The 23053-nt window shown below is 69.6% G+C and carries 19 protein-coding genes and 1 pseudogene; 14 read left to right on the top strand and 6 right to left on the bottom strand.

Features of this window, described 5'->3' with window-relative positions; translation table 11 throughout:
* Window positions 1-57: 57 nt before the first annotated feature.
* The 5 genes from FO059_RS17685 (at window position 58) to FO059_RS17665 (ending at window position 7062) form a co-directional block, all read left to right on the top strand.
* Window positions 58-462: a DUF5318 family protein gene (locus FO059_RS17685; RefSeq protein WP_143910243.1), complete on the top strand. Its 405-nt coding sequence runs from the start codon at window positions 58-60 to the stop codon at window positions 460-462.
* A 242-nt stretch (window positions 463-704) separates the two neighbouring features.
* Window positions 705-3113, top strand: a complete 2409-nt coding sequence (locus FO059_RS17680; RefSeq protein WP_143910242.1) for a transglycosylase domain-containing protein — start codon at window positions 705-707, stop codon at window positions 3111-3113.
* A gap of 104 nt (window positions 3114-3217) precedes the next feature.
* The gene (locus tag FO059_RS17675; protein ID WP_143910241.1) at window positions 3218-4801 is read left to right on the top strand and encodes a glycosyltransferase family 87 protein; all 1584 of its coding nucleotides are present in this window, start codon (window positions 3218-3220) and stop codon (window positions 4799-4801) included.
* A 55-nt stretch (window positions 4802-4856) separates the two neighbouring features.
* Window positions 4857-5606 carry a peptidylprolyl isomerase gene (locus FO059_RS17670; RefSeq protein ID WP_372497907.1) on the top strand — a complete coding sequence of 250 codons (750 nt, stop codon included), beginning with the start codon at window positions 4857-4859 and terminating at the stop codon, window positions 5604-5606.
* A gap of 376 nt (window positions 5607-5982) precedes the next feature.
* Window positions 5983-7062, top strand: a complete 1080-nt coding sequence (locus FO059_RS17665; RefSeq protein WP_143910878.1) for an N-acetylmuramoyl-L-alanine amidase family protein — start codon at window positions 5983-5985, stop codon at window positions 7060-7062.
* Between the two features lie 60 nt (window positions 7063-7122).
* On the opposite strand, the gene FO059_RS17660 is transcribed toward FO059_RS17665, so the two are convergent.
* The 3 genes from FO059_RS17660 to FO059_RS17650 form a co-directional block, all read right to left on the bottom strand.
* The gene (locus tag FO059_RS17660; protein WP_143910239.1) at window positions 7123-7383 is read right to left on the bottom strand and encodes a helix-turn-helix transcriptional regulator; all 261 of its coding nucleotides are present in this window, start codon (window positions 7381-7383) and stop codon (window positions 7123-7125) included.
* 837 nt (window positions 7384-8220) lie between these two features.
* A complete protein-coding gene (locus FO059_RS17655) occupies window positions 8221-8604 on the bottom strand; it encodes a response regulator transcription factor (protein WP_233266974.1) in 384 nt (127 codons plus the stop codon).
* Window positions 8605-8813: 209 nt separating this feature from the next.
* A complete protein-coding gene (locus FO059_RS17650; protein ID WP_143910238.1) occupies window positions 8814-10211 on the bottom strand; it encodes a glycosyltransferase family 87 protein in 1398 nt (465 codons plus the stop codon).
* 142 nt (window positions 10212-10353) lie between these two features.
* On the opposite strand from FO059_RS17650, the gene FO059_RS17645 reads away from it, so the two are divergent.
* The 7 genes from FO059_RS17645 (at window position 10354) to dnaB (ending at window position 18744) form a co-directional block, all read left to right on the top strand.
* Window positions 10354-11754 (top strand): MFS transporter, encoded by a 1401-nt coding sequence (locus FO059_RS17645; RefSeq protein ID WP_199257102.1) that lies wholly within the window; start codon window positions 10354-10356, stop codon window positions 11752-11754.
* Window positions 11755-11760: 6 nt separating this feature from the next.
* Window positions 11761-13410: a pyridoxal phosphate-dependent decarboxylase family protein gene (locus tag FO059_RS17640; protein ID WP_143910236.1), complete on the top strand. Its 1650-nt coding sequence runs from the start codon at window positions 11761-11763 to the stop codon at window positions 13408-13410.
* 180 nt (window positions 13411-13590) lie between these two features.
* Window positions 13591-13878, top strand: coding sequence for a 30S ribosomal protein S6 (rpsF, locus tag FO059_RS17635; RefSeq protein ID WP_143910235.1), 288 nt, complete (start codon window positions 13591-13593; stop codon window positions 13876-13878).
* Between the two features lie 221 nt (window positions 13879-14099).
* A complete protein-coding gene (locus FO059_RS17630) occupies window positions 14100-14624 on the top strand; it encodes a single-stranded DNA-binding protein (RefSeq protein WP_143910234.1) in 525 nt (174 codons plus the stop codon).
* Window positions 14625-14740: 116 nt separating this feature from the next.
* Window positions 14741-14995, top strand: a complete 255-nt coding sequence (gene rpsR / locus FO059_RS17625) for a 30S ribosomal protein S18 (protein WP_143910233.1) — start codon at window positions 14741-14743, stop codon at window positions 14993-14995.
* Window positions 14996-15011: 16 nt separating this feature from the next.
* Window positions 15012-15473 carry a 50S ribosomal protein L9 gene (rplI, locus tag FO059_RS17620; RefSeq protein WP_143910232.1) on the top strand — a complete coding sequence of 154 codons (462 nt, stop codon included), beginning with the start codon at window positions 15012-15014 and terminating at the stop codon, window positions 15471-15473.
* 622 nt (window positions 15474-16095) lie between these two features.
* Entirely contained in the window at window positions 16096-18744 is a 2649-nt protein-coding gene (dnaB, locus tag FO059_RS17615; protein ID WP_199257101.1) for a replicative DNA helicase, read from the top strand.
* 69 nt (window positions 18745-18813) lie between these two features.
* Here the strand turns inward: dnaB and FO059_RS18845 are convergent.
* The 3 genes and pseudogenes from FO059_RS18845 to FO059_RS17595 all read right to left on the bottom strand — a co-directional run bounded on the left by FO059_RS18845 (window position 18814) and on the right by FO059_RS17595 (window position 21152).
* Window positions 18814-19509 (bottom strand): annotated as a pseudogene (locus tag FO059_RS18845) (ISL3 family transposase).
* A 418-nt stretch (window positions 19510-19927) separates the two neighbouring features.
* Window positions 19928-20131 carry a hypothetical protein gene (locus tag FO059_RS17600; protein WP_143910230.1) on the bottom strand — a complete coding sequence of 68 codons (204 nt, stop codon included), beginning with the start codon at window positions 20129-20131 and terminating at the stop codon, window positions 19928-19930.
* A gap of 70 nt (window positions 20132-20201) precedes the next feature.
* A complete protein-coding gene (locus FO059_RS17595; RefSeq protein ID WP_143910229.1) occupies window positions 20202-21152 on the bottom strand; it encodes an AraC family transcriptional regulator in 951 nt (316 codons plus the stop codon).
* Window positions 21153-21366: 214 nt separating this feature from the next.
* Between FO059_RS17595 and FO059_RS17590 the strand changes: the two genes are divergently transcribed.
* Both FO059_RS17590 and FO059_RS17585 read left to right on the top strand, forming a co-directional pair.
* Entirely contained in the window at window positions 21367-22104 is a 738-nt protein-coding gene (locus tag FO059_RS17590) for an SDR family NAD(P)-dependent oxidoreductase (protein WP_143910228.1), read from the top strand.
* Between the two features lie 43 nt (window positions 22105-22147).
* Window positions 22148-23053 carry an NAD-dependent epimerase/dehydratase family protein gene (locus FO059_RS17585; protein ID WP_143910227.1) on the top strand — a complete coding sequence of 302 codons (906 nt, stop codon included), beginning with the start codon at window positions 22148-22150 and terminating at the stop codon, window positions 23051-23053.

Genomic DNA, 23053 nt, shown 5'->3' with positions numbered 1-23053 from the left:
ACACGATGTGATACTCGCCACCTCTCGCGCGCACGGGCGTGCACGTACCCTGAACGGGTGCACACGCAACGGCAGGTCGTGGACTACGCGCTGCGGAGAAGATCCGTACTCGCAGCGGTGTCCGGCGGCCGTACCGGGCTGGACGAGGTCTGCGACGCGGATCCGTACCTGCTGAGGGCCGCGCAGTTCCACGGCCGGTCCGGCGACGTGATCTGCCCCATCTGCCGCAAGGAGCCCCTGGCGCTCGTATCCTGGGTCTTCGGCGAGCGGCTGGGCCAGGTGTCCGGATCCGCCCGTACAATCGAAGAGCTGGAGCGGCTGGCCTCGAAGCACGAGGAGTTCACTGTGCACGAGGTCGAGGTGTGCCGAACCTGCAGATGGAATCACCTGGTGCGGTCCTACGTATTGGGCCGCGTGCCGGAACCTCGCGGCACACGGCGGCGGCGCAGCGCGGGTTCGTGAGCCGTACTATCGTGCGCGCGGACCCCGCGTATCGGCGTGCGACGGTGCCGTAACGCGGCGGAGTCGTAACAGCACCGCACGCCGCCGCGACGTCCCGGATAGCGGTTGCCGCATGCCTGCGGCGCGAAGACCGCCGCCGCCCGGGAGTACGCGTGCGCCGGCCAACAACCCGCGGCCGCAAGTGACAACCCAGCCGAGCTCCCGCCGCGGGCCCGCAACGATCTGGAGACGCATTGGTCTACATGCCACCGGGGTCATCCGAGCCCCACGACGACGAGCCCGATGGCGGCGATCCGCACGGTGCCGGTCCCACCGGCGGCCGCAAGGCATTGCGCATCTTCGGCAAGACGGTCAAGTACGGGCTCATCGTCCTGCTGGTGCTCATCGTGGGCGGCGCCGCCGCGGGCGGGGTCTACTACTGGCAGGCGGACATCCCGCAGCCGGGTTCGATCAGCGCCCCGCAGACGGCCACCATCGTCGCCAACGACGGGACCACCGTGCTGGCGGAGATGGGCGCCAACCGCAAGGACGTCGACCTCGACCAGATCCCCCCGCACGTGCGCAACGCGGTGATCGCCGCGGAGGACCGCAACTTCTACTCCAACCCCGGGTTCTCCGTGTCCGGATACCTGCGCGCCGCACGCGACAACGTGCTGGGTCGGGACAACGCGGGCGGCGGTTCCACCATCACCCAGCAGTACGTCAAGAACGCGCTGGTGGGATCCGACCGCTCGCTGTGGCGCAAGATGAAGGAGCTGGTCGTCTCCGCCAAGATGACCCGCAACTGGTCCAAGGACCAGATTCTCGAGGCCTACCTGAACACGATCTACTTCGGTCGCGGCGCGTACGGCGTCGAGGCGGCCTCGGAGGCGTACTTCGGGGTGCCGGTGGAGCAGCTCGACGTCGCGCAGGGCGCGGTGCTGGCCGAGGTCATCCGCAGTCCCTCCGTGCTGGATCCGTCGGTCAACCCGGACATGGCGGAGGGGCGCTGGAACTACGTGCTCGACGGCATGGTGGAGACCGGCGCGCTCGACCCCGCCAAGCGTGCGTCCATGACGTTCCCCACGGTGCTGGAACCAGGCGAGAGCCAAGGCCAGGAGGACCGGCTCGCCGGCCCCAACGGCCTGATCAAGACGCAGGTGATCCAGGAGCTCAAGAACGCCGGGATCAGCGAGCAGGAGATCAACACCGGCGGCCTCAAGATCACCACGACGATCGACCCCAAGGTGCAGAACTCCGTCGTCGACGCCGCCAAGAGCAAGCTGGAGGGCGAGCCGGACACCCTGCGGACGGCGGCGGTCTCGGTGGATCCGCGCACGGGCGCGGTACGCGGCTACTACGGCGGGCCCAGCGGCACCGGCTACGACTTCGCGAACGCGCCGTTGCAGACGGGCTCGACGTTCAAGGTGTTCGGCCTGGCCGCTCTACTGGACGAGGGGCGTTCGCTGGCGACCACGTTCGACAGCTCCCCGCTGACCGTGAACGGCATCGATATCGGCAACGTCGGCGGCGAATCCTGCGGGTCGTGCACCATCGCGCAGGCGCTCAAGATGTCGCTGAACACGAGCTTCTACCGGATGGAGCTGTCGCTGGACCACGGCTCGAAGTCGGTGGCGGACATGGCCCACAAGGCCGGCATCCCCAAGCAGATCCCGGGCGTGGAGGGCACGAGCCTGCAGAATGACGACGGCAATGTGTCGAACGGCATCATCCTGGGCGAGTACCTGTCGCGGCCGCTCGACATGGCCTCGGCGTTCGGCACGTTCGCGGCGTCCGGCGTCCACCACGATCCGTTCTTCGTCTCCAAGGTCGTCACCTCCGACGGGAACGTGCTGCTGGACCACGAACCGGGTGACGGAGAACGCGCCATGTCCGAGGCCGTCGCGGACAACGTGACCGCCGCGATGGAGCCCATCGCCGCGTACTCGCGGGGGCACAGCCTCGCCGGCGGGCGCGACTCGGCCGCCAAGACGGGCACCACCCAGTTGGGCGATTCCGGCGCCAACAAGGACGCCTGGATGATCGGCTTCACGCCGTCGCTGAGCACCGCGGTGTGGGTCGGCGACATCACGAGCGGCAAGCCGTTGACCAACTATGCGGGCAACACGATCTACGGTTCGGGGCTGCCCTCGGACATCTGGAAGTCGGCGATGGACGGCGCGCTCAAGGGCACCGACTACGAGAGCTTCCCCGATCCCCCCGCCATCGGCGGCGTGGCGGGCGTGCCGCAGTGGACGCGGGAGTCGCCCACCGCGACGACAGGCGCGGCGCCGACGACGACCGGCCCGGCGCCGACGACGGCGCCCGGTGACGATCGGCAGCCGCAGTTGCAGCTCCCGCAGATCACGCAGACGGAGATCATGGGCGTGCCGGTTCCGGTGATCGTCCCGCCGAACAGGGGCGGCAACGAGCAGGGGCCGGGCGGCGGTGCCGGAGGCGGAGCGGGTCAATCGCCGCCCGCCGGCGGCGGAGGCGGCGATGGCAACGGAAACGGCAACGGCGATGGAGGGCAGCCGAGCGGCGGGGGCGATTCCGGCCCGACCGGCGACGGCGGCACAGGCGGAAACGCCGGCGGCCCTGGCGGTGAAGGCGGCGGTGCCGACGCTGACACCGATTACGGAGCGCTGCCTGCGGGCGTCGGTGGTGCGTGAGCGTCACCGGCCCGCATGATCCCCCGGGGGATACTGCGTTTCCGCCGGGGGACGCCGATTTTCCGCCGGGGGACGTCGCATCGCCCGGGCCTCCGCCTGCGGGTGTGCAGGACCGTGACCTGCCCTCGCGCACGGACACGCTGGCGGCCGGGGCGTCCACGCTGATCGGCGGGCCGGTGGGCCTGCACGCGGATATCGGGCGGCAGCGGTTCTTCACGCCGCTCCGCGTGCTCCTGGCGCTGTCTTTGGCGGTACTGGCGCTGTCGTGGCTGGGAAAAGCCCCGTGCATCCAGCAGTACCCGGGCGGCCCCGACGGTGCCCAGACCCTCGATTGGCGGGGCAGCCGCCAGTACGTGGCCATGTGCTACTCCGACACGATTCCGCTGTACGGCATCGAGAAGCTCGCGCAGGGCGAGTTCCCCTACAAGTCGTCGTGGACCGACGGCTCCGTGGGCCCCGACGGGCAGCCGGTGATCCGGCACATGGAGTACCCGGTGCTCTCCGGGCTCTACCAGTACGCGGCGATGCGTATCGCGAAGGTCTGGCATGCGGGCGCCGACGCCGGTGTGCTGCCGGGCGCGCTCGAGGTGGTCATCTACTTCAACGTGGTGGCGGCGGGGCTGGCCCTGGCCTGGCTGATCACCGTGTGGGCCAGTTCTTCGCTGTCGGGCCGCCGGCGACCGTGGGACGCGGTGCTGATCGCCGTGAGCCCGCTGGTTCTGGTGCACGCCTTCACCAACTTCGACGCGCTCGCCACCGCGTTCGCAATGGGCGGGTTGCTGGCGTGGGCGCGTCGCAGACCGGTGCTCGCCGGCGTGCTGCTGGGCCTCGGGGCGGCGGCCAAGCTGTATCCGGCGCTGCTGCTGGGGCCTCTGCTGGTGCTGTGCATCCGGTCCGGGCGGATGCGCGCGTGGTGGAAGGCGACCGCCGGGGCCGTCGCCGCGTGGGCGGCCGTCAACCTGCCGATCGCCGTGCTCTACCCCGACGGCTGGTCGGAGTTCTTCCGGCTCAACCGGTCGCGACCCATGGATCCGGATTCGATCTACAACGTCATCGCGTCGTTCACCGGGTGGACGGGGTTCGACGGTCCGCTCGCGCAGGGCGAATCGCCGTCGACCCTCAATCTGGTGACGATGGCGCTGTTCGCCGCCGCCTGCGTGGGGATCCTGGCGATCGGCCTCACCGCGCGCCGCCGCCCGCGCGTCGCGCAGCTGTGCTTCCTCGTGGTGGCCGCGTTCCTGCTGACCAACAAGGTGTGGAGTCCGCAATACTCGTTGTGGCTGGTTCCGCTCGCGGTGCTGGCCCTGCCGCACCGCCGGATCCTGCTGGCCTGGATGACCGTCGACGCCCTGGTGTGGGTGCCGCGGATGATGTTCTACCTGGGCGTATCGAACATGGGCCTGCCGGAACAGTGGTTCACGGCCACCGTCCTGGTGCGTGACATCGCCGTCGTGGCGCTGTGCGCGCTGGTGATCAGGCAGATCTACCGGCCGGGCGAGGACCTGGTGCGGACGGAGCCGCCGCCGGGCGATGGTCAGGCCGTGGACGACCCGGCGGGCGGCGTGCTCGACGGGGCGCCGGACGTGCCGGGAAGGGTCCTCGGCCGGAATGCCGTCTCCCGGCCGGGCGGGACGCGGCGACCGCGCCGGAGACCGGGCGGGGTGCGGGCGGTGCTCGCGCGACGGTGACGACGCCGGTGCGGTGGCATATCCTGCGCTGGTGACTTCAGGACGATGGACATCGATCTCCCGCATCGCCGTCGCCGTCTCCGCCGCCGGCCTGGTGCTGGCCGGCTGCGGCAGCAGCGACGGTTCATCCGACGCGGCCGCCGCCACGTCCGCCACCGGCGCCGCCGGGGCGACGGCCACCACCGGCGCGTCGCCCACCACCGCTGCGTCGGGCATGTGCGACTTCACCGCGTCGCCGCAGGCGGCCGCGCGCAACGTGCACCCGCCGGAGAATCCGAATCCGCCCAGCACCGGCACGGTGCCGTTGACGCTGGACACGTCGGTGGGCGCCATCGGGCTCACCCTCGACCGCGCGCAGGCGCCGTGCACCGTCGAGAGCATGGTGTCGCTGGCCCAGCAGAACTACTTCGACGACACCCCGTGCCACCGGCTGACCACCCAGGGGATCTACGTGTTGCAGTGCGGTGATCCCACCGGCACCGGCAGCGGCGGGCCCGGCTACACCGTCCCCGACGAGTTCCCGCAGGACCTCGCGCCGGCCGAGGGAATGGGGTCGGGAACGGACGTCTACCCGCGCGGCACCGTCGCCATGGCGAACACCGGCCGTGCGCACTCCGGCGGCAGCCAGTTCTTCCTGGTGTACAAGGACTCGCCGCTGCCGCCCGAGTACACGGTGTTCGGCACCATCGACGAGGCCGGGCTCGCGGTGCTGGACGAGGTGGCAGCGGCCGGGACCAAGCCGGGGCCGGGGGGCATGACGGCGCCGAACATGCAGGTCCAGATCGTCGACGCCGTCGTCGGCTGAGCGATTCGCGCCGCGCCGCCGCGCACCGTCCCCGCCGATGCCGTCGGCAGGGTCTCGCCGTCCTCGCGCCCGCTGCGGCCGTTCCGATCCCCGAGGCGGATCGGGACGGCCGCAGCGGGCTTCTTTATCACCGATTCCGCCCAGCCCCTCGCATTGACACGCCGCATCTGGTTCACTTGTGCAAGTTGAGGTTGATGTGACTACTGAAGCCACTGAGGTTAGTGACACCCCTGTGGCTTCCGGGATAGCTGATGCCAGTGTTCGCCGAGAGATTCGATCGGCCTCGCAGTCCGCGCGGTAGGCGCGCACCGCGCGGCCGGCCTGGATTCCCATGAGGGAGGAGGACGACGCGTCGCCCCGCGCGCGTCAACCGACGATGAAACGTTCCGCATTCGCATCGCTGCTGCTGGCGGGCGTCACCGCGGCGGCATTCGTGGTGCCGGCCACGAGCGCGGCCGCCGACGACGTCTCCGACGACGCGTTGGCCGGCAAGACCGTCTTCCTCGACCCCGGCCACCAGGAGTCGGCTGCCGGCCACGACATGTCCAAGCAGGTCGACGACGGGTACGGCGGCACCAAGAACTGCCAGACCTCCGGCATGACCGCGCTGGGCGGCACTCCCGAGTACGCGATCACTTACAACGTGGCGGAGATCGTCAAGGGCGCCCTGCAGCAGCTGGGGGCGGACGTGGTCATGAGCCGCGGCGCCACCGGCTGGGGCGGCTGCATCACCGACCGGGCGGACAAGGCCAACAGCTCCGGCGCGGACGTGGCGGTGAGCATCCACGCCGACTCCACCTCGGCGGGAACGGACTCCTCGAACCACGGCTTCCACATGATCATCCCGCAGCTCGAGGGGATCACCGACGCGAAGGCGGAGGAGGCGCAGGCCGGTGGCGGTCGCGACGCGTCGAAGATCATGCGCGACGTGTACAAGGACAGCGGGTTCACGCCGTCGAACTACTTGGGGCAGGACGGCCTGGACGAGCGCGGCGACGTCGCCGGCCCGGCGCTGACCGAGGTGCCGATGGTGTTCGTGGAGATGGGCAACGGTTCGAATCCCGGTGACGCGAAGGTCCTCGAGAGCGCCGACGGGCAGGCGAAGCATGCGAAGGCCATCGCCGTGGGCATCGCGACGTACCTGGCCGGCGGCGGTGCCGCGGGCCAGGCCGCGGAGGACGCGGTGGAGTCGGCGCCGGAACCGGAGGGCGGTGACGGCGGCGGGAATGTCGGCGGAGACGGCGGCGGGGCCATGGGTGAGGGCGGTGGCATGGTCGACGGCGTCCTGGACCGCGTCGATGACGTGATGGACCTGTTCGAGCAGTTGATCGCGGTCAACGGCATCGACTCACTGCTCGCGTTGATCAACGACGGCAACATCGCGAAGGTCGAGGGGATCCTGGGCGCGACGACGGACCTGGCGGATCCGCTGCTGGCCGAGATGGGAACCGCTTGACGGTCGGTACCGGCAACGGCATGGGCGGCTGACGCCCGGGGCGCGCCTGCGGCCCGGGCGTCAGAGCTCGTCGAGCGTGATCAGCCCGTCCTGAACGGCTCGCGCCACCAGCGCCGCCTTGGAGTTGGCCGTGCGCCCCACCAGTTCGTATTTGACCCGGATGCGGGACAGATACGTCGAGACGGTGCCGGGTGCCAGGCCGAGCTTCTCCGATACCGTCGCCTTGGATTCCGAATGGAACCAGGACAGCAGCACCTCCACCTCGCGCGCCGAAAGACTGGGCTTGGGCAGCGCGTTCCCGGTGGTCGCCGATGCCGGCATGCGGCGCGCGGCGGGGCTGTCCGTGTTCTCGCGTTGCGCCGGGCCGGATGATGCGGCGCGGCGTCCTTCCGGCCCTTGGGTGCGAGGCTCCTGTTCAGGCTGCCTGCGCGGTGCGGGCGGGCGGACGCCTTCGGGCCCGCGAGGCCCGGTGGGGCGCCGTATGCCGCCGCTGCTCTGCGGGCGGGGCCGCCGAGCACCGCTGGGCAGGTCGGGCCGCCCCGTCGGGTCGGATCGCGTAGGGGGTACTCGACGACGCGACCCGGCGGTGCTTCCGGAACCGGAGACGGACTCATCGCCCGCCCGCTCATCGTCTGAGGGCGTGTTGCGTGCCAACGCTCCTCAACTCCCTTCTGCACGGGACTGTCGGGTCCCGTCGGTCGCGCCGCGATCACGTCAGCCTCGTGGCCGGTCCCCCGCGGCGTGACCGTCCGGCATCGCGACCGTCGTCTGCGGATGCGCCATCGGGTGATCCGATCGGAGCCGTCCGATCCGATCCGATCCGATCGCAGGGACTCAGGACCTCGCGGGTAGTCGTCTTGCGGTCCCGCACGTCCATGGACCACCGGGTCCGCCGGCCGGGTCGGCGGCGGCAGCGATTGTGTACTGAACAATTGCTCTCATGGATGAGGCTAGTGATGGACTCCGACAACTTTCGCGCGTTGCCGCCGGGATTGTCCTGTCGCAATCAAAACGTTGTTCGGTCGCCGTGGCGGAACAATGGGGAATGTGATGCCGGAGCGTGCGAGGAACCTTCCGCGGCCAGCGTCTTTGTGAATGCCATCAATGCAATTCACCAATGGCGGTGCCGCTGCGACCCCGGAAAATGTCACGATGCGGTCACAGTTCTTCGAGACTGAGGATCCCGTCCTGGAGTGCGCGCGCCACCAAAGAGGCCTTGGTGCCCGCATTGCGGCCGACGGCCTCGTACTTGCCGCGGATGCGATGGAGGTGGGACTTGATGGTGCCCGGCGCCACGTGCAGTTTGCCGCTGACCTCGGTCTTGGAGTCCGACAGCAGCCAGCAGCGCAGGACCTCGATCTCGCGGTGCGACAGCGTGGGCCGCTGGTAGTCGCGTGATCGAACCGTCGTGCCGGTCCGGATGACGGTGGCCGCCGGCCGGCCGGATGCGGTGGTTCCGCCGCCCCGTGCAGGTGCCGCGTCGAGCTCGGCGCATCCGCGCGACGGGTCCCCGCCAGGACGGCTGCCTTCCGTTGTGCGCACAAGATCCTCCCCAGATGCTTTCGCGGGCGTGCATGCGTGCCGCGCCACGCGGTGCCCGGATCTCGACCCGGGTCACCAAAGCCGGTCACTGACGGTGTGATCGATCACTGGGCCGTTTTCGTTTCGCTTCGCACGGGTGTGCGGAAGAGTGAATGGCGGAATGCCGGGTCCGGGTGCGGCGGGATAGACCGAATACGGGAACTGTTGTTCTATAAAACTGTTGTTCTATCGCTGGCCGTCGGGGCCGGGGATGCCGCGCATTGCGGAGGGCGGAGCGGCCGCTGCCCGGGAGCGTCGCCACCGGACGGCGCGGTCCGGAGGAAGACGACGAAGAGGACGGCGAGAAGAACGGCCTGCCCCCATACGCCGAACCACACGAGGTACTCCCACCGGCGTGCCACGTCCGGATCGGTGCCCAGCGCGTCGTAGTAGCGGAAAAGGCCGATTCCGAGGGCCGTGTTGGCGGCGAGGTATCCGATGACGACCTGCCAGCGCACGCGCAGCAGCACGAAGAACGGAAGTATCCACAGGACGTACTGCGGCGAGTGGACCTTGTGCAGGAGAAGGAACCCGCACAGCATCGCCGCCGAGACCTGCAACCAGGGGTACGTGCCCGTCCGACGGGCTATCCGGACGCCGATCCACAGCGCCAGGACGAACGACGCCACCACCAGCACCGGGGAGGCGATCGACACGACGGAGTTGTAGGCGTCGTCGTCGCCGATCAGCGGGCGCAGGCCCCAGTACCAGATGGAGTTGGTGGTGATGTCCGCGGTGCGATTGCCCTGGAAGGCGAACGAGGCCAGCCAGCCGTCCAGCCCGAGGACGGCGAACGGCAGGTTGATGGCGGCCGCGGTCCCGACGGCGACGCCGACGGTGGACAGCGCGCCGCGCACATCGAGCGGCCCGGACCGTCGGACCGTCGCCCCCCCGTCGTCGTCCGGCGTGCGCCCGGCGCGCTGTGCGACGGGGCCCCACAGGACGGCCAATGCGACGGGGAGCACGAACAGCCCCGGATAGAGCTTGAGGCAGGCGCCCACGGCGAGCAGCGCGGCGGCGATCATCCCGCGGGTCCGCAGGCTGCCGGGGCCCTTCATCATCACGTAGGCGGCGGCGACGGTGGTGGCCACCGCGGGCAGGTCCCAGTTGTGGAAGGCGAACAGGACCAGTGCGGGGCTCAGGGACCACCACAGCGCCCGCCACCCCGAGATCCGGCCGAGCAGCCACGCGGTGAGCAGCCCGAACGGGGCCAGGATGATGGCGCTGTGGAGCAGGAACGCGGCGTCGGTGTGCGAGCCGATCCCGCCGAGCCACATCAGCAACCCGCTGAGCACCGGGTACTCGACGGTGCCGCCGAACAGGCTGCCCGACGGCGTGATGCCGCCGTGGAGGAACGGGAAGACGTGGTTGTCGATGTCGCGGCCGATCCACAGGTACTGGATGTCCGAGTAGCACACGTCGACGTTCTTGAGCGACTCGAACTTCAGGCTCCGGCCCAGGTCCGAGAACGGCGGCCCGGCGCATCGCGCCTTGTTGACGTACCCCAGAACCAGAGTCACCAGGGATGCGAGGACGACGACGGCGGTCGTCCGGGCGGGCAGGCGCATGGAGGCCAGCGTAGGGAAGGGCGCCGGGGTGCGGCGGGGCGCGCCCGCCGAATCACGCGTGGGGCGGGCCGCACGCCGATACGCTGCGGTTCAGTCCGCCTGCGTCCGACGCGGGATCGGCGGCCGAGGGCGGAGGCGGGATGTGACCGACCCGGAACCGGAACACCCGGGCACGCGGAGCGCGGGAGGGAATCTCACGCGCCGGCAGACCGTGGGATATGCGCTCGGCTCGCTGGGCACGGGCGGATTCGGGGTGGTGCCCGGCCTGCTGCTCGCCTACTACCTCACCGACACGCTCGCCGTGGCGGCCGGGTTGGCCGGGGCCGTGGTCCTGGTGCCCAAGCTGTGGGACGTCCTCATCGCGCCCGCGATCGGCCGGATGACGGACCGCACGCTCATGGCCCGCGGCGACCGCCGCCCGTGGCTGCTGGCCGGCGCGGCGGCGCTGCCGGTGGCGTTCGCGCTCACCTTCCTGACCCCCGGAGCGCTGTCGGGCGATGCCGCGGCCGCGTGGGTGGTCGTGTTCTTCCTGCTGGCGGCGACCGGGTACGGCGTGTTCCAGGTTCCGTACGTGACCATGCCCACCGAGATGACCGCCGACCCGGCCGAGCGCACCACCATCACTGCCTGGCGGATCGCGATGCTCACCGTCGGCATCCTGCTGTTCGGCGTGACCGCGCCGATCCTGGTGACAGTGGGCGGCGAGGGGCGCGGCGGGTACGCGCTGATGGGCATCGTGCTGGGATGCGGGATCGCCGCCGGCATGGTGGGCGCGTGGCTGGGCACCCGCGGCATCCGCACGGTGCGCGTAGGCGAGGTCACCGGCACGATCCGGTCCCAGCTGCGCGCCGCCGCGGGCAACAGGCCGTTCGTCGCGCTGCTCGCGGCCTTCGTGCTGCAGGCGGTGGCCTCCGGCGCGATGCTGGCGGCCGCCCCGTACTTCGCGCAGTACCACCTGGGCGACGACGGCCTCACGTCCGTGCTCTTCGCGTGCCTGGTGGGCCCGGCGCTGGTCACGATGCCGCTGTGGCACCGGGTCGCGGGACTCGTCGGCAAGCGACGCGGGTACGTGCTGGCGACGCTGGTGTTCGCCGCGGGCGCGCTGGGCCTCACGGCGGGCGGATCGCTCCCCGCGCTCGGCGTGTATGCGCTGGTGGCCGTGGTCGGCGTCGGGTACGCGGGCACGCAGATGTTCCCGCTCGCCATGCTGCCGGACACGCTGGCGGACGATGCGCGCCGGACCGGCGCGTCGCGGGCGGGCATCTTCACCGGGGTGTGGACGGCGGGCGAGACCGTGGGCCTGGCGCTGGGGCCGTTCGTGGTGGTGTCCGTGGTGCTGGGGCTCAGCGGCTATGTCTCCGCGTCCGGCGACGAGACCGTGGCCCAGCCGGCGTCCGCGCTGCAGGCGATCACCTGGTCGATGTCGCTGGTGCCCGCCGCCTGCGCTTTGCTGAGCATCGTCTTCGTGCTGGCGCATCGCCCCCCGGATGACGGCGGGTCGGGGCATGCTGGAGGCGGAGAGCCGGTGGGACGAGGCGGGTGATGTCGGATGGATCCGGACGCGGTCGACGGAGACGCGGCGGGGCTGCAGGGGCTGGAGCGCGCGGCCGACCCCCCGCCTGGTGGCCTCGGTACGCCCGGTGACCTCGGTGGTCTCGGTGGTCTCGGTGGGCTCGGCGACCGGGCGCGGCGGGTGCTCGCGGACCTTGCGGACCTGCGGCGCGACGACCTGCCCACCCGCGGGGGCACCACCACCGCGTACGTGTTCGACTCGGGACTCGACCAGGTGGACGCGGTGGCGCTGCGTGCCTACGAGCTGCTGGCGCACGTCAACGGCCTGGACCCCACGCAGTTCCCGTCGGTGGCGCGCATCGAGAACGACCTGGTGTCCATCGTCGCCGGGCAGCTGGGCGGCGACCACGAGACCGTGGGGACCGTCACGAGCGGCGGCACCGAGTCGTGCCTGCTGGCGGTGCTGGGGGCGCGCGAGCTGTGGCGGCGGCGGCGCAGCACCGGCAATCCGCGGATCGTGGTGCCGGCGACGGCCCACGCCGCGTTCTTCAAGGCCGCGCACCTGTTCGGCCTCAAGGTGCAGACCGTGCCGGTGGATCCGGACACGCTGCGGGCGGACCCGGAGCAGATGGCGGCCGCGATCGGCCCGCGCACCGCGCTGGTCGTCGCGTCGGCCCCCGCGTACGCCTACGGCGTGGTGGACCCGGTGGAGCCGATCGCCGCGGCCGCCGCCCAGTGGGAAGTGCCGTGCCACGTGGATGCGTGCATCGGCGGGTGGATCCTGCCGTTCCTGGACGACCCGCCGGCGTTCGGGCTCGACGTGCCGGGCGTGACCTCGATCGCCGTGGATCTGCACAAGTACGGCTACGTGCCCAAGGGCGTGTCCGTGCTGCTGCACCGCAGCGCCGAGCTGCGCCGGCTGCACTGGTTCACCCTGGCGGGCTGGGCGGGGTATCCGCTGGTCAATCCCACGTTGCAGTCGAGCCGCCCGGTCGGGCCGATGGCGTCGGCCTGGGCGGTGCAGAAGTTCCTGGGGATCGAGGATCACGATCCGGGTGCGGGATCGTCGCCGGGAACCGGCGGCGCGGCCATGCCGGGGTTCCGGTCTCTGGCCAGGTCGGCGCACGACGCGGCGCGGCGGCTGGCCGCGGGCATCGACGGGACGGCGGGGCGCCCCGGGATCGGCGGACTGCGCACCGTCGGCGACGTGGACTCCACCCTGGTGGCGTTCACCGACGACGGCGGGCCCGACGATCCGGACGTGCGCGTGGTGGTGGACGAGCTCGCGCAGCGCGGGTGGTATCTGCAGGTGCAGCCGTCGATGGGCACGGCGCTCCGGGCCCGCCGCGTGCCCATGACCGCCCACGCCTCGATCACCGGCGCGGCCGCCGGGCGGATCGACGAGCTGCTGACGGCGCTGCGCGACTCGGCCGATGCGGCCCGCGCGCATGGCCGGGTCGAGCCCGATGCGCAATTGGTGGAAATGGCGCGCACCATCGAACCCGCGGAGCTCACCGAGGAGCAGGTGGAGGGGCTGCTGCGGCTCGCCGGTGTGGGCGACGGCGGCCACGCCGGTCTGCCCGCCCGGATGGCGCCGGTGCATGCGCTGGTGGACGCCGTTCCGGCGCCGCTGGCCGAGCGCCTGCTCGCCGCGGTGCTCAGCCGGCAGCTGACGCCGCCGCGGTGATACCGATACGCCGGAGGACCGCGTGCCGCGCCGCGACGGTGACCGGTCACCGTCGATACGGGCCGACATCGCAGGTCAGCATGCCGTCTGGTAGCTTAACGGGGTTGCTTGACGCAACGACCCTCCTGCCACGGACAAGCCGTGGCCGTTACTCAAGCCCATAGGAGGTGATGAGGTCCCGTGCGTCAGTACGAAATGATGATCATCCTCGATCCGAGTCTGGACGAGCGCACCGTAACCCCGTCCATGGAGACACTGCTGAACGTGGTCCGTGAGGCCGGCGGCAAGGTCGACAACCTGGAAGTCTGGGGTAAGCGGCGTCTCGCTTACGAGATCGACAAGAAGACCGAAGGCATCTACGTGGTGGTCGACATGACCGCCGAGTCCGCCACGGTCAAGGAGTTCGACCGCCAGCTGGGTCTGAACGAGTCGGTTCTGCGTACCAAGGTGCTGCGCCGCAGCGCCTGAGCGTTCGCGTCACCGCAACCACCACCCCGATCCCAGCACCAATCGATCCCAGCACCATCCGATCCGACCACCGGCCGCTGCGACAGGGCTGTTCCGGTAGGGCCGTTCCGAAGACGAGCGGCACTCCCGGGAGCCGTGCAGGACGCCCGGCCGGTGAATGCCCGAGCATTCGCGTCAGTCAACCCGCGGCCCCATCGGGGCCGACCGCACGAGGAGGACACATGGCAGGCGAGACCGTCATCACCGTGGTCGGCAATCTGACCGCCGATCCCGAGCTCCGCTTCACCCCTTCGGGGGCGGCGGTGGCCGGGTTCACCGTGGCGAGCACGCCCCGCCGGTTCAACCAGCAGACGAACCAGTGGGAGGACGGCGAGGCCCTGTTCCTGCGCTGCAGCATCTGGCGGCAGGCGGCGGAGAACGTGGCGGAGTCCCTCACCAAGGGCGCCCGCGTGGTCGTGCAGGGCAGGCTCAAGCAGCGGTCCTTCGAAACCCGCGAGGGCGAGAAGCGCACCGTCGTGGAGCTGGATGTCGATGAGATCGGTCCGTCCCTCCGCTACGCGACCGCCAAGGTCGAGAAGGTCAGTCGCGGTGGCGGCGGCGGGTTCGGTGGCGGAGGCGGCGGAAACGCCGGCGGCGGTGGCGCACCCTCAGGCGGCGGCCGGGCGGGCGGCGACGATCCGTGGGGCAGCGCCCCGCAGGCGTCGGGCTCGTTCGGTGGCGCCTCGGACGACGAGCCCCCGTTCTGACCTGCGCAGCCGGGCTCCCGCCCTACCGGCGGGACCGGGCCGCGCACGTCGGAGTCGGGTGAGCGCTGCAGCGGGGCGACACGCCCCCGTGAGAACCCAGACTACGGAGAAGGACCATGGCCAAGGCGCGAGAGCGCAAGGCGCAGGCCGGCAAGCCGCAGAAGACCAAGGCCTGTGCGTTTTGCAAAGAGAAGAACACGGTGATCGATTACAAGGACTCCGCGCTGCTGCGCAGGTTCATCAGTGATCGAGGCAAGATCCGTGCCCGCCGGGTGACCGGCAATTGCGTCCAGCATCAGCGGGACGTAGCCGTTGCCGTCAAGAATTCGCGTGAGGTGGCGTTGCTGCCTTACACGCCGACGGCTCGTTGAGGAAGGGGATTTACCGATGAAGCTGATCCTCACCGCTGATGTCGAGAACGTCGGTGTTGCTGGAGATTCGGTCGAGGTCAAGGACGGCTACGGCCGCAACTACCTGCTGCCCCGCGGGCTGGCCATCGTGGCCACGCGCGGCGCTCTCAAGCAGGTGGAGGGCATCCGCCGCACGCAGGAGATCAAGCGCGTGCGCGACATCGACCATGCGAGCGAGCTGAAGGGCGCCATCGAGGGCCTGGACGCCGTGGAGCTGCAGGCGCGTACGGCTGCCGACGGCGAGAAGCTGTTCGGCTCCGTCACCGCCGGCGACGTGGCCGCTGCCCTGCTGGCTGCGGGCGGCCCGAACATCGACAAGCGCACCCTGGTGCTGCCGAAGACGCACATCAAGAGCGTCGGCAAGTACGAGGTGTCCGTCAAGCTGCACGCCGGCGTCACCGCCGTGTTCACGCTGACGGTCACCGGCGCCGCGGCCTGACCCGGCCCCGGCGCGCGTAGACCGCGCACTGCCGCCGACCCCCGCACCGAGAAATCGGCGCGGGGGTCGGCGGCGTCTTCATGCGGACCTGGAACTGGTACCAGTTCACCGCCGCCGGCGCGGGCGGCAGCGGGAGCGGAGGGGCGACGGCCCCGGTCTGCGCACTGTTCCGCCTGGCCGTGACGCCCATCACGGCAGCTTGTGGAGAGCTTGTGGATAGTCCGGCGCACCCGCAACGGCGACACGCCCGGCTGCCGGGTCGGCGCGACACGCCGAACGAGAAACAATTCACAGGGTGTGAAGTTCGTCCGGTGGTCACTACCTGCAGGGATGGCATAACTCCGCTACTTCATCCACAGCTTGTCCACAAGGGGTTAACAGGCTGACGGCATGTCTTCACAGGTCTGCCGCGACTACTCACAACTTGTCCACAGGCTCATCCACAGGCGTAGTTGTCACCCGCACGCGGACGACTTACGGTCGATCCGGGACTCCCGGCGACGGGTGCGCGCGGGCGCCGATTCCGGCGATCGGCGCGGCACGATCAGAACTTGTCGCAGGTCCGGTGTAGTAGTTGTTCGAAGACCACAGGGGTCTTCGTGTGAGGGGAGGCTTGAGCCGCGTGTCGGTGGTCGACGATCGTGATCAGTCCGGGTTTTCGGACGGGCCGCTGCCGCAGGAGCCCCCCACCGAGGATTTCGGCCGGCAGCCCCCGCAGGACATGGTGGCGGAGCAGTCGGTGCTGGGCGGCATGCTGCTGAGCAAGGACGCCATCGCCGACGTGCTCGAGGTGGTGCGTTCGTCGGACTTCTACCGGCCGGCGCACCAGAACGTCTATGACGCGATCCTCGATCTCTACGGCCGGGGCGAGCCGGCGGACGCCGTGACGGTGTCCGCCGAGCTGGACCGGCGCGGGGAGCTCAAGCGCATCGGCGGCGCCCCCTACCTGCACACGCTGATCTCGACGGTGCCCACGGCGGCGAATGCCGGCTACTACGCCGAGATCGTCGCGGACAAGGCCGTGCTGCGGCGGCTCGTGCAGGCGGGCACCCGCATCGTGCAGTACGGGTACGCGGGCGCCGACGGCCAGGAAGTGGACGAGGTGGTCGACCGCGCCCAGGCGGAGGTCTTCGAGGTCACCGAGAGGCGCACCACCGAGGACTACGTGCCGCTCGAGGAGCTGCTGCAGCCCACGCTGGACGAGATCGACTCCATCGCCACGCGCGGCGGGCTGTCGCTGGGCGTTCCCACCGGTTTCGTGGAGCTGGACGAGGTCACCAACGGCCTGCATCCGGGGCAGATGATCATCGTGGCGGCCAGGCCCGGCGTGGGAAAGGCGCTCGCGCTCGACACGCCGCTCCCCACGCCCGCCGGGTGGACGATCATGGGCGAGGTCGCCGTGGGCGACGACCTCATCGGCGCCGACGGCCGGCCGGTGCGGGTGGTTGCCACCACCGAGGTGATGGCGGGTAGGCCGTGCTTCGAGGTGGAATTCTCCGACGGAACGGTCATCGTCGCCGACGCGGAGCACCAGTGGCTCACGGAGACGCGTGCTTCGCGGAAGTCGGCGCAGGCGGCCGCGGCGGGGTACAACCGGTACAAGAACCAGCGCACGTTCCCCGAGGTGCGCACAACCGAGCAGATCGCGGCCACCCTCCGATGCCCCACCGCGGACAGCCGGATCAACCATTCAGTGGTCAACGCTCAGGCGATGGAACTGCCCGACCAGGACCTGCTCGTACCGCCTTACATGCTGGGCGCCTGGCTCGGTGACGGCACCACAGCCGCCGCGGACATCACCACCGCGGACCCCGAGATCGCTATGCTCATCGAAGGCGAGGGGCTGGTTGCGACGAGTTCCTCGTCGGCCAACTACCGCTATCGGATCTCGCTGCCGCCGGAACCTCCGATCGAATCGCGCGAGTGCGTGGTGTGTGGAAAGACGTTCGTGCCGCATACGAGCGAGGTCCGCACGTGCGGGCAGTCCTGCGGCGGCAAGGCGAGGTTCATGTCGCGCCCGGTAGCGCCTCCCACCTGCCCGGTGTGTGGCGATCCGTGCACCGGCCTTCGGATGTGCCAGAGCTGCCGAAACTCGGTCGGTAGTGTCCAGGCCCAGCTCCGCACTCTGGGGGTACTAGGCAACAAACACATTCCGACCCAGTACTTGCGTGGGTCGGAGCGTCAGCGGCGGGCGATGCTCGCGGGCCTGCTCGACACCGACGGCACCGTCACCGCCGGCGGATCGGTTCAGTATGCCGGGGTGGACAAGCGGCTGATCGACGATGTGTACGAGCTGATTGTGAGCCTGGGATACCGCTGCCAGGTGAGTACCAAGCGGGTCCGCGGTAGGAGCGAGGCCACTTCCACCGCCTATACGCTCACCTTCGCGACCGACGACACGGTGTTCGGCATTGAGCGCAAGCGGATTGCTCACAAGGAACGGCGACACGCATCGAACACCGCTCGGTCGGGCTCGCGTTTCATCGTCGACGTTCGCCCGATCGACTCGGTGCCGGTCCGGTGTGTTGAAGTATCGGCCGAGGACCATCTCTACTTGGCAGGCCGGTCGATGGTCCCCACGCACAACTCGACCCTCGGCATGGACTTCATGCGGTCATGTTCCGTTAAACACGGGATGTCGAGCGTGATCTTCTCGCTGGAGATGAGCAAGACGGAGATCGTCATGCGTCTGCTCTCCGCCGAGGCGAAGGTGAAACTGGGCGATATGCGTTCCGGCAAGATGACCGACGACGACTGGACGCGACTGGCCCGCCGCATGAGCGAGATCTCCGAGGCGCCGCTGTTCATCGACGACTCGCCGAACATGACGATGATGGAGATCCGCGCGAAGGCGCGCCGGCTCAAGCAGAAGCACGACCTCAAGCTCATCGTGGTCGACTACCTGCAGCTGATGTCGTCCGGAAAGAAGGTCGAGTCGCGGCAGCAGGAGGTGTCGGACTTCTCGCGCAGCCTCAAGCTCCTGGCCAAGGAGCTCGAGGTGCCGTTGGTGGCGATCTGTCAGCTCAACCGTGGGCCGGAGCAGCGCACCGACAAGAAGCCCATGGTGTCCGACCTGCGTGAATCCGGCTCGCTCGAGCAGGACGCGGACATGGTGATCCTGCTGCACCGCCCCGACGCCTTCGAGCGGGACGACCCGCGCATGGGCGAAGCCGACTTGATCCTGGGCAAGCACCGTAACGGTCCCACCGCCACGGTCACTGTTGCGCACCAACTCCACCTTTCGCGGTTCGTGGATATGGCGCGGGGATAGTGGCTGCCGCTCGCGCGCAAATCTGGGACTGAACGCGGCTATAGGGGCTCTTCGAGTTTGTGCGGGCAGTCAGCATGAGAACTGGTGTGCAGCATCCCGCTGTCGACGGGGGCAGTGGAATCGTGTCCGGGGGCGGGAGTTCTCCGTGTTCCGGAAGCCGCAAGCAGACCGCTTGACGGCTTTGACCAGCCTGTTGTAACCCTCGGTGCCGGCGTTGGTGATGCCCGTTTCCAGGAACGCGTTGATCTCCGGCCACCACGTGTCCACCGTGGTCGCGAGCGTGACCAGTTCCGGTAGCTGCGAGTCCGCGCACTATGCGAAGAACCTGTGCAGCCGGTGACGGGCCAGGTGCGGGTCTCCGCCGGCCTCCACAGTGCCGAGCAGCCGGCGCAGCTCCTCTTTCGCGATGTAGGCCATCAGGATCCGGTCCGACGGGTCCTCGTCGATCATCGCGTTCCACATTCGCACAAAGCTCTTGTCCGACAATCGTTCCCGCGCGGTCCGGAGCCGTCTCCTATTGGCCCACTCCGGGTCGGCCTTCCCGCCGCGGCGGTCCTTGAGTTCCCAGGTGACCCTCCTTCGGACCTGGGTGACCGCGTCGTTGGCGAGCTTGACCAGGTGGAAGTGGTCGACCACCAGCGCCGCGTTCGGCAACAGCCCCGGCGTGCGGACCGCCTTGGCGTAGACGCCGGCGGGGTCGATCGCGACGTGCTCGAAACCCGCCCGGAAGGCCGGCGTCTGCTCCTTGAGCCAGGCGACGACCACGGCCGCGGTGCGCCCCTCGGCCTGCCCGAGCAGCCCCTGACTGCCGCCCAGATCGACGAACCCGGTGTCCCACGGATCGACCACGCACCCACTTGCCTGTCGCCGCGCATCGCTGCCAGCGCGGCTTGCCCCGTCGCGTTTCATCTATGCCCAGCACCCGCACCGGCGCCGGGCCCGCCAGGAACGCGTCGGAGTGGTCGATGAACGCCTGATGCGCCGTCGGCCAGGACACGCCGAACCCGGCGGCGACCTCTGCGACCAACCGTGCGGCGTCGCCGATCGCCACGCCCATCCGGGTGCGCAGCCGGCCGGTGACCCGGGCCCGCGCCGGGATCTGCTCTATCTCCTCGGTGAAGCTGGTGCGAGCGCAACTGGCCTCGCGGCACCGCCACCGGGACTCGTGCCACTGCACCATGATTCAGTCGCCGCCGTAGGGAAGGTCTTTCGGCCGGGTGACTGCGGCGCCCTTACGGGAAGTCGACACCATCCCACAGTCCGGGCAGACACGCGCACCGTCGTCGTCGGTGACCACCTCGACGATTCTGGTGCCGTCATCGAGATGATGAACGTCGATGACCCGCAGCCCCGGTAGCCCTAACAGTGTTGTCGTAGCATCGTCCATGCCCTTGGCCCTCCTGAGATCCGATTGCTTCGCAACAACCAGATTTCAGGAGGCCAGGGGCTTTGGCATGTCAGACACGCCGAACGCCATCAGGCCACGACAGCCCGCTCAACCTCGAAGAGCCCCGATATTTCGTCGGTGATTCTCCGACGTGCCTTGTGAACGCCGTGCTGAACGCGCTCTCGGAAAGGTATCCGATTTCGCGGGCGAGGGTCCCCACCGGTGTATCGGTGGAACGTAGTGCGCGTTGCGCGATGAGCATCCGCCAATCGTGCAGGTACGTGAGCGGCGGCACGCCTGCTGCTCGTCGGAATCGTTCCGCGAAGGAGGTGCGCGACATCGCGGCCGCATGAGCGAGATCCTCGAGCCGCCACCTGTGACCGGGATTCTCGTGGATCAGCGTGAGAGCAGGGCGTAGCGACTCATCGGTGAGGGCGGTGAGCCATCCCGCGGGCAACTCCGGATCGTGGGCGAGACCGCGGATGAGCTCGAGGATCAAGAGCTGCCCGTAGTGCCGGACGGCGATCCGGGATCCCTGCCGGCCGCCGACGAGTTCGTCGAAGATGCGTCGGATGTAGTCGTGGAGGTGCACCCCTGCGGAGTCGCCTGCTCGCACGTGGAGGAGCCGAGGCATCGCGTGGAGCACGAGCTCGCGTCCAATCGGGTCGAGCTCGACGCGGCCACCGATCAATGCATCCGCGTCACCGTCGAGGGTGCCGTCCAACGGCGCACCCGCCTCGGGCGGGGCAACTTCAGTGGGCTCACCGTCGCCAGCGCCGCCATCGATACGGAGCCAGGTTCTCCCGTTGAGGACGGCGACATCACCCGGCCCCAGGTCGGCGACGCCGGGCACGTCGTTGGTCTGCAGGCGGGCGCTCCCGTGCACGACTGCGATGAACTTCAGATGGTCGTCGATCGTGCTGTTCACCTGCCACCGGCTGGTCACGACGGATCCGCCGGATACGACGCTTCTGACCTCGACGAAGTCGAGGATGTCGGAGAGCCGGTCACCGGAGCGTATAGCTCGTACTCTAGCGCAATAATTGCGGATTCCACGTTATGGAAAGTCCGGATTCGGGGTGCCACGCTCGTGACAGAGCCCGCTGAGCACCGGGAGCGTCGGCGCCGTAGTGCGCCGGGGAAGACCGCGTCCGCTCGAAAGGCCATGAATCGCCCTCCCCCACACCACACGGATACAGGACAGCGGTACACCACCGCAGGAAGAGGCACACTCTATGAACACCGATCTGATCGCGCTCGTCACGGGCGGGAACAAGGGCATCGGCCGCGAGATCGCTGCCCAGCTCGCCGGCCAGGGGCACACCGTCATCATCGGCGCGCGCAGCCAGGAGCGTGGGGATAAGACGGCGGCCGAGCTTCGCGCACTGGGCGGCGAGGTCACGAGCGTGGCCCTGGACGTCACCGATTCTGAATCTGTCGCGGCAGCGGCGGCGGCCGTCAAGGCCCGGCACGGCCGTCTGGATGCACTGATCAACAATGCCGGAATCAGCCATCAACCCGGTGCCGACTTCATCGGCCAACTGCCCGGATCCGCCGATGTCGATCATGTCCGACACGTGTTCGAGACCAACGTGTTCGGCGTCATCACCGTCACCAGTGCATTCCTTCCCCTCCTGCGCGCCTCCGACGCCCCCCGGATTGTGAACATCTCCAGCAGCGCCGGCTCGCTCGCAGCGATATCCGACTTCTCGAACACCGATCCGATAGCTCTCGGCTACGTGCCGTCCAAGACTGCGTTGACCGCGGTCACCATGATGTACGCACGCGATCTGCACGCCGAGGGAATCCTCGTCAACGCCGTCTGCCCCGGCTTCGTCGCCACCGACCTGAACGACCACCATGGAACCGGAACCCCGCAGGACGGAGCCCGCCAGGCAGTCGCCATGGCCACGATCGCCGCAGACGGGCCGACCGGCACCTTCACCGACTCCGCCGGGCCCGTCGCCTGGTGATCGCAAGTCGACGCCCCTGACCCCTCATTCCTGTAGGAGAACTGTGCGCATTCTCGTTACCGGAGCCACCGGATGGATCGGCTCCGCGCTCGTCCCGCAACTCGTCGCCGCACGTCACCACGTCGTCGCCGCCGCCGTGCGCTCTACCGCTGCGGCGCACAAGGTGCGCTCGCTCGGCGCTGTCCCGATCCGCGGCGACCTCGAGGACACCGACTCGTTGCGCCGCGCCGCTGAGGAGAGCGACGGGGTCGTCCACCTCGCCTACCGTCACGACATCGCCTTCACCACGGATCCGGCCGGAGCCGCCGAGACCGAGCACCGGGTCGTCACCACCCTGGGCGAAGCCCTGGCCGGGTCGCACCGTCCCCTCGTCGTGGCCGCCGGTCTCGCCGGTCTCCCTGAAGGCTCCGTGGCCACAGAGACCGACCGCGCCGTGGCAAGCGGGCCTGCCGGGAAGCGCATCGACGCAGCTGCGCACGCACTCAGCCTCGCCGAACACGGAGTCCGCTCCTCGGTGGTCCGCCTGCCTCCCACCGTCCATGGCGCCGGCGATACCGGCTTCGTTCCCCGGCTCATCGATCTCGCCCGGCGAACCGGTATCTCGGCATACATGGGAGACGGCGCGAACCGATGGCCTGCCGTGCACCGTCTCGACGCTGCACGCGTGTTCCACGTCGCCGCGGAACACGCAGAACCCGGCTCCACGCTGCACGCAGTGGCGGAAGAGGGAGTGCCGTTCCGGCGCCTCGCCGAAAGGATTGCCGCCCACCTCGACATCGCACCCGCATCTCTGAACGCCGATGCGGCAGCAGAGCATTTCGGCGAATTCGCCGGCCTCGCGGGCGGTGATTTCCCGGCCTCGAGTGTCATGACCCGGAAACGACTCGATTGGTCACCCTCCGAACCGGCACTGGTCGACGACCTCGAAGGCGGAGGCTACTTCCCGTGA

Origin of the sequence: Tomitella fengzijianii (genome assembly GCF_007559025.1) — a bacterium.
Classification (GTDB): Bacteria; Actinomycetota; Actinomycetes; order Mycobacteriales; family Mycobacteriaceae; genus Tomitella; species Tomitella fengzijianii.
This window is presented reverse-complemented; position numbering and strand designations above follow the sequence as displayed.